The organism is Microbacterium sp. BDGP8, from assembly GCF_029991045.1.
In the GTDB taxonomy this organism is placed as follows: Bacteria; Actinomycetota; Actinomycetes; order Actinomycetales; family Microbacteriaceae; genus Microbacterium; species Microbacterium plantarum.
Window position 1 is genome coordinate 1,166,513 of sequence record NZ_CP120712.1, and the last position, 12,709, is coordinate 1,179,221.

Below are 12,709 nucleotides of genomic sequence, written 5' to 3' on the forward strand. Positions count from 1 at the left end.
TCCTCTTTCGTTTGTGTGGTCTTGGGGGATGGTCAGCGGTTCACGTCGACGACGATCCGGCCGCGGATGCGGCCGTCCAGAAGGTCATCGGCAACGGAGAGGGCCTCGCTCAGGCCGACCTCGCGGCTCATAGCGGGCAGCAAGTCCAGGTCGAGCTCGTCGGCCAGGCGGTTCCATGCTGCGACGCGCTTGTCGTGGGGCTGGGTGACGCTGTTGAGGCCGAGCAGGCTCACCCCGCGCAGGATGAACGGTGCGACGGTGGCGGGCAGATCCATGCCCTGTGCGTTCCCGCATGCGGCGACGGCGCCGCCCGCCTTCGTCCCGGCACAGGCATTCGCAAGGGTATGGCTGCCGACGGAGTCGATCGCAGCCGCCCAGCGTTCCTTGCCGAGCGGCCGGCCGGGCTCCGACAGCTCTGTCCGGTCGATGATCGTCATCGCGCCGAGGCGGCGCAGGTAGTCGGCTTCAGCGGGACGGCCGGTCGACGCAACGACCGAGTAGCCGCCGCTTGCCAGTAGCGCGATCGCGAACCCGCCGACTCCGCCGTTCGCGCCCGTGACGAGGACGTCACCCGCATCAGGGCTGAGGCCGTGCGATTCGAGGGCCATGAGGGAGAGCATCGCCGTGTATCCGGCCGTGCCGATCGACATGGCCTGCCGCTCCGAGATCGCGTCAGGAACCGGCACGAGCCAGTCCGCGCTCACGCGAGCCCGCTGGGTGAGGCCGCCCCAGTGCGTCTCGCCGATGCCCCATCCATTCACCAGCACCCGGTCACCAGGCGCATAAGAGGGGCTGTCGCTGTGTTCCACGACACCGGCGAGGTCGATCCCGGGCACCATCGGGAAGCGACGCACGACTGGCGCCTTTCCCGTGATCGCGAGGGCATCTTTGTAGTTCAGGCCGCTGTACGACACGCGCACCGTGACGTCACCGTCAGGTAGCTCGCTCTCGTCGAGTTCGCGCAGCGCTGCCTGGTGTCCGGCGTCGGTCTTGTCGATGGAGATTGCGCTGAACATCATGCTCTCCCGGGATGGATGCGGACAGATGCGAGGTAACCGGCGAAGAACACTTCCATCGGTCGGACGTCGCGGGTCAGGCGGGCGCGAAGGATCGCGCCTTCCCAACCCACCCAGAAGAACGACGCCAGTTCGTCGCAGTCGGAGCCGGGCGGGATCTCGTCTGCGTCTGCGGCCAGTCGCAGGCACGCCGCGACGCGACGTTCCCAGTCGCGAAGCACGTCTTCGAGCGCTTCACGGTAGCCGTCGGGGAGGGAGGAGACCTCTTGGCCGAGGTTGCCGACTAGGCACCCTCGTTCGAAGTCATGTCGCACCATGCCGGCCTTGGCATCGTCCACGAACCGCGTCAGGCGTTCCAGCGGCGACGGCCCCTCTTCGAGCAGCCATCGGTCGAGCTTGCGAGCGAAGTAGTCCGCATACCGTTGCAGCACCTCGAATCCGAACGCGTCCTTGCTGTCGAAGTAGTGGTAGAAGGAGCCCTTCGGCACGCCGACACGCTTCAGGACCGCGTCGATGCCGGTCGCGCTCATGCCCTGCGTTGTGAGGACTTCCATGCCGCAGCGCAACAGCGCTTCCCGCGTGTCTCCGTGCTCGCGAGGGATCTTCGGGGGCCGTCCCCGGCGTGGTCGAGCTGCGATGTCGGTCATGACAGCGAATTTAGACCGACCGTCTCTAAATAACTACAAGTGCGCGCAGAGCATGCAGAGATCGGCCATCTGATGCAGTAATCGGCCAGTGCGCTTGTCATTAGCTCAATGTCAGACGGGAGAGTCGTCATCGAATCCATGGCGCAGGCGATGGATGCTGCTCGCCCGCCGGGGGCCCGCGGAGATTCCCTGCGGCAGGCCTCGCGCTAGCCTCGCGGTGGACCTGCACCTGCAGGCGTCCCTCTCCGACGTCATCTCAGAGCCACCACGCCTCTTGCAGATCGAGGACTGTGGCATGTCAAACTGAGCGGACCAAAGCGTCAGGAGACATGATGTACGTTCCGAGTCTGCAAGACGCCGTGAATCGGTACGCCACGAGTCTCGCGGTGCCCTCGATGCTGGAGAAACTGCATCCTCGCGCTCGAGGGAACCCCGGCAACGCTGGGGCGCTCGCGCCTGCGATCGTTCTCACCGCGGTGTCTGCCTTTGAAGGTTTCGTCGAGGAGTTCGTGGCGCTCGTCGCCGCTCACCGAAATCAGAGCTTTGGACAGATCGCCAAATTGGTGTCTATGAACAACCCCACTGTGAGGGTGTTCGATGAGAAGCTCCGACAGGTGCTTGCCTGGGGAGACGGCACGAGTTGGAAGACGCCTTTCGCTGTGAACGTCTGGAAGCCTCCAGCGATCGGCGACTCATCGTGGATTCGTAAGCAGGCGCTCTCGTGGACGGATGCAGAGACGCACGCCGAGGGCTGGATGCAAGTCCGTCATTGCCTCACACATGGGTTAGCGCGCGGATTCCGTTCCGAGGTGTGGCCGGGACCGCTCAGAGGAACAGTGTCGGCCTCGAGTGTGTTGCGGCCGAGGAGCAATGGCAAGTACTCATTGTCGGTTCATGGCGCCGAATCTTGTGCACATATCTATCGTGTATGTGCACAACGCCTCGCTGATGAAGCAGCTTCTTTCATAGGCCATGCCACGCTGGACTGGTCAAGGGTGCCCGACTTTAAGCTCTAGGCGTGTCAGTGCGCGTACCTGCAATACGTGACGGTCTCGATGCGCGTGATGTCGGCGGGCGACGGGTATAAGTACCTGCTGCGCACCGTCGCGGCCGGCGACGGCGACCGCTCGCTCTCCACCCCGCTGACGCGCTACTACAATACCGATGGCACCCCACCGGGACGTTGGCTCGGCGCAGCGGCGACCGTGCTCGGCGGCGGGCGCGTCGGCGTGGGCGATCAGGTCTCCGAAACCCAGCTCCAACTCCTCGTCGGCATGGGCCGCGACCCCATCACCGGGGAACCGCTTGGCCGCGCGTATCCCGAGTACCGGAGCGTGGCCGAGCGGATCGAGGCGCGCACCGGGGCACTCGATCCATCGCTCGGGCCAGCGTCACGCGCGGAGGCGGTCGCAGCCATCGAAACGGAGGAAGCCGAGCGCGGGACGCGACGGGCGGTTGCGGGGTTCGACTTCACGTTCAGCATCCCGAAGTCCGCCAGCGCACTCTGGGCGGTCGCGGATGCCGGGACGCAGACGCTGATCGCGGACGCGCACCACGCGGCGATTGCGGAGGTGGTTGCGTTCATGGAGCGAGAGGTTGCAGCCACCCGCACCGGCGCAACCGGACGCGACGGCGCGGTTGCACAGGTCGACGTCCGCGGTCTGGTCGCCACGGCGTTCGATCACTACGACAGCAGGGCGAGCGACCCGCACCTGCACACGCACGTCGTCATCAGTAACAAGGTGCAGACCGTCATCGACGGCAAATGGCGGTCCCTGGACGGGCGGCCGATGCACGCCGCCGTCGTCGCCATCTCCGAGCTGCACGAGGCGGTCCTCGCTGACCACCTCACCCGAATGCTCGGCGTCTCGTGGGAGGCGCGCGACAGGGGCCGAGACCGGAACCCCGCATGGGCGATCACCGCGGTGCCGGAGGCTCTGGTCAAGGAGTTCTCCACCCGTGCCCGGCACATCGACGCCGAGACCGACCGCCTCATCGAGCGCTACGTCGAGACGCATGGGCGGCGGCCGTCGCCGGCGACGATCATGAAGCTCCGCGCCCAGGCCACCCTCTCCACCCGCCCAGAGAAGGAAGTGCGGCCGCTGGCCGACCTCACCACATCCTGGCGGAAACGGGCCGGGCGGGTGCTCGGGTCGGATGCTACCTCGTGGGCGCGAGGCGTGACGGTGAACGAGGAACCGCTGCTGCTGCGCGCTGACGACGTGCCGTTGGATGTGATCGCCTCGCTAGGGCGGGACGTGGTGGCCGCGGTCGGTGAGAAGCACTCCACCTGGCATCGTTGGAACCTCACCGCCGAGGCCGCGCGGCAGACGATGGGATACCGGTTCGCATCGACCGAGGATCGAGAAGCCATCGTCGGCCTGGTCGTGGATGCCGCCGAAGCCGCGTCGCTGCGCTTGACCCCGCCCGAGCTCGCGTCGAGCCCGGCCGTGTTCCGCCGGCCGGACGGAACGAGCGTGTTCCGGCCGAAGCACTCCGTACTGTTCTCCTCCGAGGTGCTGCTGACGGCCGAAGACCGCCTCCTCGAGCGCGCCCGCACCACCACGGCCCCGACCGTGCCGCTGACCACCCTCGAACGAATCGCCATGCGGCCCGATAGCAAGGGCCGGGTGCTTGGAGAAGACCAGGCGGCCGCGTTGACGAAGATCGCCGTCTCTGGGCGGGTGGTCGACGTGCTGGTGGGCCCCGCAGGGGCGGGGAAGACGACGGCGATGTCCGCGTTGCGGCGGGCGTGGGAGCACGAGCACGGCTCCGGCAGCGTGGTCGGTCTCGCTCCTTCTGCGGTCGCCGCGCAGGTCCTGGCCGATGACCTCGGCATCCAGACCGAGAACACAGCGAAGTGGCACGACACCCACGACCGCACCGGCCAGACGTTCGTCAAGGGCCAGCTCGTCATCGTCGATGAGGCGTCGCTGGCGGGCACGCTCTCCCTCGACCGCATCACGGCCCTGGCCGCGGAGGCTGGGGCGAAGGTGCTGCTGGTCGGAGATCACGCCCAGCTTCAGTCCGTTACAGCCGGGGGAGCGTTCTCCCTCCTCGTCCGCGACCGCGACGATGTCCCGGAGCTGTTCGACGTGCACCGGTTCGTGAACGTGTGGGAGAAGACCGCATCCCTCGCGCTGCGGTACGGCCGCACCGACGTCATCGACACCTACGCCGAGCACGGTCGCGTGATCGGCGGGGAGACAGAGGAGATGATCGACGCCGCCTACACCGCCTGGCGTACGGACACCCTCGACGGGCGAGCCAGCGTCCTCGTGACCGACTCCAACGAGTCCGTCCACGCGCTCAACAACAGGGCTCGGGCTGATCTGATCCTCGACGGCACCGTGAACGCCCGCCGCGAGGTCGAACTGCACGACGGCACGAGAGCCGCGACCGGGGATACCGTCATCACCCGCCGCAACGACCGCCGCCTTCGCGTCGGCCGGTCCTGGGTCCGTAACGGCGACAGGTGGAACGTCACCGAGGTTCGCGACGACGGCGCCCTCACCCTGCGCCGCGCAGGCAAGCGATGGGGCGCATCGGTCGTGGTCCCGGCCAAGTACGCGGCCGAACATCTCGACCTCGGCTACGCCGTCACTTCCTACCGGGCGCAGGGCATCACGGTCGACTCCTCGCACGTCCTGGCAGACGCGGCGATGACCAGAGAGACGTTCTACGTCGCCATGACACGAGGCCGCAAGCAGAACATCGCCTATGTCGCCATCGACAAGCCCGACCCCGCCCACGACGGACCGCACCCCGGCGACAACACCGGAGCAACGGCCCGCTCGGTGCTGTTCGGGGTGCTGCAGCACGTCGGCACCGAGCGGTCCGCGCACGAGACGATCACCGTCGAGCAGGACACGTGGGGCTCGATCGCGCAGCTCGCCGCAGAATACGAGACCCTGGCCGCTGCCGCACAACACGACCGCTGGGCCACACTCATCCGATCGTCGGGGCTCAGCGCAGACGACGCAGACGACGCGATCGCTTCACCCGCATTCGGAGCGCTGACCGCCGAGCTGCGGCGGGCAGAGGCGAACCAGCACGACGTCGAGGCCCTGCTGCCGCGCCTCGTGGGAGCACGCGGGTTCGGGGACGCCGATGACATCGCGGCCATCCTGCACTACCGCGTCGCTAAGACGACCGCCCGCCCTGGAGGGTCCGGTCGCGCGCGGAAGGCACCACGTTTGATCGCCGGCCTCATCCACGAAGCCACCGGCACCATGCCATCGGAGATGCGGCAGGCACTGGCAGAGCGGCGCGACCTCATCGAGACCCGGACCGATGTGCTCCTCGACACCGCGCTCACCGAGAAGCAGGAGTGGTTGGCGAAGCTTGGCGTCCAGCCGAAGCAGGCACGAGCGGCCCACGCATGGCGGAACGCCGCTCGCACCATCGCTGCCTACCGCGACCGCTACGGCATCGCCGGGCCGGCACCGCTCGGGGCACCCGCTGAGGCCGACACGCAGAAGCTCGACGCTGCCCGCGCCCGTGCCGCGCTCGACAGGGCACGAAGGCTAAGTGATCTCCGAGTAGCAGTCCAGGAATTGGGTGGTACGGCGCCACCAGCTCAGAGAAGTCGCACTCTCTAGAATCTGGACGCACGGAGGTTCGTGAGCTGCGCGAAACTACGACTCTCTGTAATGCAGCCTTCGCAAGTGGGACACCTGATCGACACCCGGGAGCCGTGTCCCGAACCGTGCCCAGTGCCCGTTGCAGACATGCAGCCCTTCTATGATGCCTTGGTCGCCGTACTGGTACATGAGCCAAAGATGAACATCGGAAAGCGGAGCGTTCAGCTGTGGTGGAATGAGGTCGCGCGGGTCAGGCGGCGTGGCAAAACTGGCGAACGCGGCCGTCAGATTGCCGGGAGGACCGAACGGGTACATAACCAGATGCTTGTTCGGATACCCGATCAGCTTGTCCGCCAGAGCCTGCACGCCGCCGCGCTGCTGCGCATCAACGATTCGCAGCGATCGCCGAATCAACTCCCACGGATCATAGGACGACGGCGCGTGCTCGATTGACCACCGGATCTGATGTACTCCTGCGTCCGGATGGAAGCAGGACTGAACGCACATAGCTCGGATACCATCGTCGTAGGCGCCAAGACCGAGGAACGGAGCGGTACCTGGGTCGTCGAACGAATGATGCTGGGTGAGTGACGCCCAATGAAAGACGCAACCGGCTTCCTCGACCCACCGGATGATGTCAGCGCCGATCTTGCTGCGTACATCTTTCGTGACGCCTCCCAGCACCGTGTATGGGATTATCACCCATACGCAATGAGGCAGGCGCGGCTCAACCAGTGGCTCGAGGCGTCTTTCAGCTTCGCGCACGGCGGGCAGGACGGTAGTAATTACCTCCGCGACATGCTTGCCGTCGGCAGAGAGCAAGTCGGGCATGCTCGGCCTCGAACCATCGTCATAGACACAGAAATCGACACCGAGCTCCCCGACGAGCATGAGCCTCGCGTGCTCCTCTTCAACTTTGCTCACGATCCGCTGCCCCTCGCTGCTTGCCCGTGTCATCCATAGCTGACACGTCACTAGCGAACCAGAGTTTGGGACGAGACGTACCCAGCGCGCCAGAGGAGAAGCGAAGGGGGCGTGAGCCGCAGAAGCGCGTGCCCCTCCCGTCTGAGCCTGCTCTGGGGAGCGGATGCCACAATGAAACATGTCGTCTACACGCTCCAAGCCGCTGCGTTTACTCGAAACGGTGCCGAACAAGGTGTACAGCCGACTGATTGTCCGCTATCCGTATCAAACGAATCGCGACTACGCGCTGTCCTACCGCTTCGCGGCGAAACGCCTCGCCGAAACTTTCACAGGGGACACCATTGACGACCTCATCCTGCTCCCGTTCCTCACTCTCTACAGACAGGCGTTCGAGCTTGAGCTAAAGAACCTCATCCAGTTCTTGGTGAGCACCCGCATGACCTACGTCGAAGGAAGAACGTCAGAGCTCGAGCAAGCGAGATCAGACGAGCGGTTCAAAGAGCTGGGGCACAACCTCCATAAGCTCCTCAACGAGGCCAAGAAGCACTACGACGCGCTCGATCTGGATGAATCGTTCCCGCCGGAGGTGGAGAAGCTCATCGCTATGCTTCATGAGGCAGACAAGAGCGGCACCGCGTTTCGGTATGCGGGTCAGTTACCCAACACCCAGGAGCACGCTGACTTCCCCGACCTCGCCGCGCTGCTCGACCAGCAGTACGACAATCTCACCGTCATCACGGACTACGTTGACGGGCTGTACTCGGCAGGCCCGACACTCAACGAGCTCGCTGGAGACCACTACTGAGCGAAAGCACTGGACGTAGGACGCAAGAACGGGTATCGCGCCTGGTGCGACTTGCTCACAGGAGAGCATTCAGAAGGAGCGAACCGACGCCTCCTGTCGTGCCGGACGGCCGAGCCCAACTCCGCGTTCGATGGTGCTTCGGCTCGTCCCAGTCGACCGGTCGAGGAGCGCTGTCACATCTTGAACCCGGGTCACGAGGGACGCGATGCCTTCGCGCAGGAGCCGGTGCGTGCCGGCACTGGACACGCTGGTGACCGGACCGGGGACTGCGCCCACGGGTCGCCCGAGCTGCGCGGCGCGGGCGGCGAGGTTGAGGGAGCCGGAGCGGTAGCCGGCTTCCACGACGACGGTCGCACCGGAGAGGGCGCCGAGGATGCGATTGCGGGCGAGGAAGCGCCACTTGGTCGGTGTCGCGCCGGGCGGCATCTCGCTGGCGAGAAGCCCTAGGTCTCCGACTCGTTCCAGCAGCTCACGGTTACCGGACGGGTAGAGCCGATCCAAGCCGCCGACCATCACGGCGACAGTCTGCCCACCGGAGGCGAGCGCGGCTCGGTGTGCGGCGGCGTCGATACCGTAGGCGCCGCCGGCCACGATGATCCGCTCGGCATGCGTCAGATCGGAGGCGAGCTCGCCCGTGACGTGCTCGCCGTAGCTTGTGGCGGCGCGGGCTCCGGTGACCGTCACGCGATCACTCAGCGGAGCAGTGAGGAACGATGTTGCGCCGCGCACCCACAGGGCAGTCGGGGTACGCTCGCCCAAGTCGTTGAGCGCGGCTGGCCAATCATCGTCTCCAGGGATGAGGATGCGCAGCCCGAGACGGTCGCTCTCCGACAGCGCCTGCGTGACCGTGCGGGCATCCATTCGTGGGGCAACCTTGTTGCGCCACAGCCCCGCCTCGATCGCATCCACCTTCTTCGGGAACGCACCGGTACCAGCTGCCAGGCGCACAGTCTCCACGGTGCCGACCGCGGTGATGAGACGGCCGGTCACCGCGTCATCGGGCTCCAAGGTTGCAGCCAGAGCCACCCGCGCGGCGCGCTCATCCTTGGAGAGAGAAGTGATTGTGGCCATGCCGGCTCCCGTCCGTGTGTGCCAGACAGGTGCGCGAGCGCCACCCGAACGAGCGGGCGCACCTCTTACGGATGTCTCCGGGGAGTCGTACCCTGGGAGCGAGGCAGATTCCTCCTTGATATGGCGTCCCACTACGGACAGGCCCCCGGGCCACTCTCTACGCACTGTCTCGACACCTGACCGTGCCACGAGAGGAAACGCCATGATCCGGCTGCTCTGGGCGCTCAGCGCCCACGCCCGCTACTACCTGCGGCGCTACATGCCCACCAACATCGCGCTCGACGCGATCCGCACCCGCCGCGGCCTGAAATGGGGCACCCCCGCGATGCTCCTCGCCGCGCCGTACTTCCTCGCCGCGAACTACTGCCTCACCCTGATCGAGGACGGCGGTCCCGGCTGGCTGAACCTCCTCGTGCTCCTGTTCTGCTGGAGCGCGCTCAAGTTCCTCATCATGGGCCCGATCAGCGTTGTCCTCCTCGTCCGCGCTCGCCTTGAGGAGTCGGCAACCCGAGGCCGCGACCGCCGTACACGTCGGCCGATTGAGCCTGCAGAACCGACAACGGCGCGCATGCCGTAGGAACTGCATCGGGACCTCGCCCGCACCGTTCGAACAGCGACGCCGCAACTGCAGGCGCTGATTCGCGTGCCGGGCGGCGGGCAACTCGACGGGGGAGCAGGGCGGGAGAACAGACCCGGTCATCTGTCCTTCGAGACTGGAAGGATGAATCAACACCAGTCCAGCCCGCACGGCCTGGAACCGCTCCTGAACATCGACGAACTCGCCGACTACCTCGGCGTGCCCGTCTCCACCATCTACGACTGGCGCACCAACGGCAAAGGCCCCCGCGCCTACCGCTTCGGCAAGCGCATCATGTTCGGCATCACCGACATCCGCGCCTGGATGGACACCATGCGCGAGCCCGCCGCCCCTACCGGTGCGGCCACCTTTCCCGGAGCGGGGGAGGGCGCGCGTGGGTAGGCCCCGCACACCCATCGGCACCTTCGGGATCATCGCCACCCGAGCCCAGCCGAACGGCAACCATGTGGCCCGCGCCCGATACCGGGACTGGGATGGCACCAACCGGCTCGTGCAAGCCACCGGCGCTTCACGCGCTGCCGCGGAGCGCAAGCTGAAGCAGAAGCTCGTCGAACGCTCCCTCTACCAGCCCGGATTCAACGGGATGAGCGCCGACAGCTCGTTCCCGGAGCTCGTCGCGTACTGGCTGGAAGACCTGGAGATAGAAGACCGCCTCTCCCGAACGACGAGGAATCTCTACGAGCGTGACATGCGCGCCCTCGTCCTCCCTGCATTCAAAGACCTCACCCTCCGGGAGATCGGGGTCGCCCGCTGCGACTACTTCCTCAAACGACTCGCTAAGCGCAGCTACAGTCGGGCCAAGCACGCTCGCGTCGTTCTCCGCCTCGCCCTCGCGCTCGCGGTCCGTCACGAGATCCTTCCTCGCAACCCGATGGATCACGTCTCTCGGCTGCATCGGAAGAGGACCATCCCCGAGGCGTTTACCATCGGCGAAGTGCAGGACATCCGCGCTGCGATCAAGGCTTGGGAGTCCCGGCGGATACTGGCGGGACCGAGGCCGGATAGGCAGCTCGGGCAGATCGTCGAAGTCATGCTCGGCACCTCTGCGCGTATCGGCGAAGTCCTCGCCATCCGCCTCCAGGATCTCGACATGGACGGCCCGATCCCGACAGCGCGGATTGCCGGGACGATTATCAGTCGCAAGGGCGAGCCGACGCACCGGCAGGATCATCCGAAGACGGATCGCTCGGTTCGCCGCGTCGCGCTGCCGTCGTTCGCGCTGCAGGCGATCCGCTCGCGCCTGTTGCGTAGCGGCGACACCGAACCGGCCACGCTCCTGTTCAGCACGCGTGTGGGTACGCCCCACACGACGAACAACGTCCGCCGGCTCCTGCGCGACGTGATGGACGCAGCCGGGATCGAGAACGTCACCCCACACCGCTTCCGCCGCACCGTCGCGACCGTCGTCAACGACGCCCAAGGCGCACTCCTCGCCTCCGAACTCCTCGGGCACACCGACCCGAGGATCACGATGCAGCACTACATCCAGCGCAACGAGACCGTGAACCCCGTCACCGCTGAGCACCTTGAGCGCGCCTTCGGTAAGGCTGGATGACCCGAGCGACGGACCGCCTACCATTCGGGAGACGCAGGGTAGTGGGCGGCCGGCTTTGCGCGCGATCCAGCACCATCCCGCGACGCACGGTTGCGTGTCACGCGACGAGCTTGAGCTCTATGTCCCGTCGGAGTGGTGCCGGCAGAGACGACGATGCGCCACGGTATCGTAGGCGGTGGTTCTCCAGACGTCGTGGCCGACGATACGTTGGCAGCCCAGGAGAGCATCAGGTCGAGGAGTCTACTGTGCCGCTGCGAGCGTTATCAACTGAGTTTGGTTCGGCTGACGCAAGTGTGCCCATGGCAGAGTCGGCCCAGAAATTGCCCCTCGTCTCGGTCGGTGATGCGTTCGATCTCGCTGGTCAGATTGCACCTGAGAGCGTGGACTGCGTCGTCACAAGCCCGCCCTACTGGGGTCTCCGCTCCTACGGCCACGCGCATGACGAGAGCATCCTGGACAAGTGGCTCGCTGCGCATCCGCATCTCACGAAGGCGGAACTCGCGAAGCACGCTCCAGGCTACGACTGGTATCGCAGTAACGGTGGTGTGCTCGGGCTTGAACCCTATCCAGAGTGGTTTATCGGCCATCTTGTCGAGATATTCGAGATCATTCGCCCGTCGCTCAAGGCAGGAGCAAGCGTCTGGGTGAACCTTGGCGACACTTACTTCGCGCGATGGTCAAGCGTGCGGGCGGACGGCAGGCAGGGCCTCGGTGACAGCCCACGGACGAGACGGCGCACTCCTGCTGTGGGTTACTTGAAGGACAAGCAGCTATTGATGGTGCCCGCGCGCTTTGCGATCGCGATGCAGGACGCGGGCTGGATACTACGAAACGACGTCATCTGGGCGAAGACTTCGGTCCCGCCAAGGCCCGAGACGGATCGACTTCGTTTGTCTCACGAGCACTTCTTCCATTTCGTTCTCAAGCCATCATCAGGGCGTGCTTCGTACTACTACGATTTATCGCAGACGGAAGAAGCATCTACGGATGTAGTGCGAGTGGCTGCGGAGCGCGGTTCGGACGGGCACTCTGCTACATTTCCACGCGCGCTTGTAAAGCCTCGGATCGCTAGCTCCTGCCCGCCAGGGGGCTTGGTTGTTGATCCGTTCTGCGGGACCGGTCGGGCGCTTGAGTCCGCTATCGAGCTCGGTCGTCGTGCGCACGGGATTGAACTCTCGCCGTACTACGCGGCCGCCTCACGCAGGAACGTCCGCAAGATGCGGGAAAACCTACTCGCGCGGCACCCTCAAACTGATGACACGACAACGGTCGAAGGGAGGGACAGCGCCGATGAACGGCAATGACTCTTCGCGCCTCGCTCAACTCGTAGAAGCGGTGCTTAGCGCGGAGTTCTCGAGCTCGGACGAGCAAGAGGACACTCCGCCGCAGATCGTCCGCACGCACGTGCAGCAGGCTCTTCATGCGTCCCAGACTCCGGACGTTGACGCGATTCTCGCCGCAATTCTCGATGATGACGGCGCGGCGCGATGAGATTCTTGTTCGAAGCTGC

Annotated in this window: 12 protein-coding genes and 1 pseudogene; 9 read left to right on the forward strand and 4 right to left on the reverse strand. The window is 65.7% G+C overall.

The features are described from left to right. Positions 1–32: 32 nt before the first annotated feature. Together P6897_RS05615 and P6897_RS05620 are read right to left on the reverse strand one after the other, a co-directional pair. Positions 33–1,019: an MDR family oxidoreductase gene (locus tag P6897_RS05615; RefSeq protein WP_197491746.1), complete on the reverse strand. Its 987-nt coding sequence runs from the start codon at positions 1,017–1,019 to the stop codon at positions 33–35. Continuing rightward, complete coding sequence (locus tag P6897_RS05620; RefSeq protein ID WP_076624041.1) at positions 1,016–1,663, reverse strand: TetR/AcrR family transcriptional regulator; 648 nt, start codon at positions 1,661–1,663, stop codon at positions 1,016–1,018. Before P6897_RS05620 ends, P6897_RS05615 begins: the two co-directional genes overlap by 4 nt. 395 nt (positions 1,664–2,058) lie before the next feature. Here P6897_RS05620 and P6897_RS05625 point away from each other — a divergent pair, with 395 nt between their 5' ends. Beyond that, positions 2,059–2,679, forward strand: coding sequence for a hypothetical protein (locus P6897_RS05625; protein WP_282502326.1), 621 nt, complete (start codon positions 2,059–2,061; stop codon positions 2,677–2,679). Positions 2,680–2,718: 39 nt separating this feature from the next. Then, entirely contained in the window at positions 2,719–6,264 is a 3,546-nt protein-coding gene (mobF, locus tag P6897_RS05630) for a MobF family relaxase (protein WP_282502559.1), read from the forward strand. A gap of 36 nt (positions 6,265–6,300) precedes the next feature. On the opposite strand, the gene P6897_RS05635 is transcribed toward mobF, so the two are convergent. Continuing rightward, the gene (locus P6897_RS05635; protein ID WP_282502327.1) at positions 6,301–7,170 is read right to left on the reverse strand and encodes a hypothetical protein; all 870 of its coding nucleotides are present in this window, start codon (positions 7,168–7,170) and stop codon (positions 6,301–6,303) included. Positions 7,171–7,390: 220 nt separating this feature from the next. Here P6897_RS05635 and P6897_RS05640 point away from each other — a divergent pair, with 220 nt between their 5' ends. Continuing rightward, positions 7,391–7,975, forward strand: a complete 585-nt coding sequence (locus tag P6897_RS05640) for a hypothetical protein (protein ID WP_282502328.1) — start codon at positions 7,391–7,393, stop codon at positions 7,973–7,975. A gap of 69 nt (positions 7,976–8,044) precedes the next feature. On the opposite strand, the gene dprA is transcribed toward P6897_RS05640, so the two are convergent. Continuing rightward, positions 8,045–9,046 (reverse strand): DNA-processing protein DprA, encoded by a 1,002-nt coding sequence (gene dprA, locus P6897_RS05645; RefSeq protein ID WP_282502329.1) that lies wholly within the window; start codon positions 9,044–9,046, stop codon positions 8,045–8,047. A 202-nt stretch (positions 9,047–9,248) separates the two neighbouring features. On the opposite strand from dprA, the gene P6897_RS05650 reads away from it, so the two are divergent. From P6897_RS05650 to P6897_RS05675, 6 genes and pseudogenes are all read left to right on the forward strand, one after another. Then, on the forward strand, positions 9,249–9,623 hold the full coding sequence (locus P6897_RS05650) for a sulfate permease (protein ID WP_282502330.1): 375 nt from the start codon (positions 9,249–9,251) through the stop codon (positions 9,621–9,623). 144 nt (positions 9,624–9,767) lie between these two features. Beyond that, a complete protein-coding gene (locus P6897_RS05655) occupies positions 9,768–10,025 on the forward strand; it encodes a helix-turn-helix domain-containing protein (RefSeq protein WP_282502331.1) in 258 nt (85 codons plus the stop codon). A gap of 202 nt (positions 10,026–10,227) precedes the next feature. Then, positions 10,228–10,359: pseudogene (locus P6897_RS05660) on the forward strand (site-specific integrase); the annotation flags it as partial. 156 nt (positions 10,360–10,515) lie between these two features. Continuing rightward, positions 10,516–11,199: a tyrosine-type recombinase/integrase gene (locus P6897_RS05665; RefSeq protein ID WP_282502560.1), complete on the forward strand. Its 684-nt coding sequence runs from the start codon at positions 10,516–10,518 to the stop codon at positions 11,197–11,199. A gap of 299 nt (positions 11,200–11,498) precedes the next feature. After that, complete coding sequence (locus P6897_RS05670) at positions 11,499–12,503, forward strand: site-specific DNA-methyltransferase (protein WP_282502332.1); 1,005 nt, start codon at positions 11,499–11,501, stop codon at positions 12,501–12,503. Then, the gene (locus tag P6897_RS05675; protein ID WP_282502333.1) at positions 12,490–12,690 is read left to right on the forward strand and encodes a hypothetical protein; all 201 of its coding nucleotides are present in this window, start codon (positions 12,490–12,492) and stop codon (positions 12,688–12,690) included. The genes P6897_RS05670 and P6897_RS05675 overlap by 14 nt, the downstream gene beginning before the upstream one ends. Positions 12,691–12,709 lie beyond the last annotated feature (19 nt).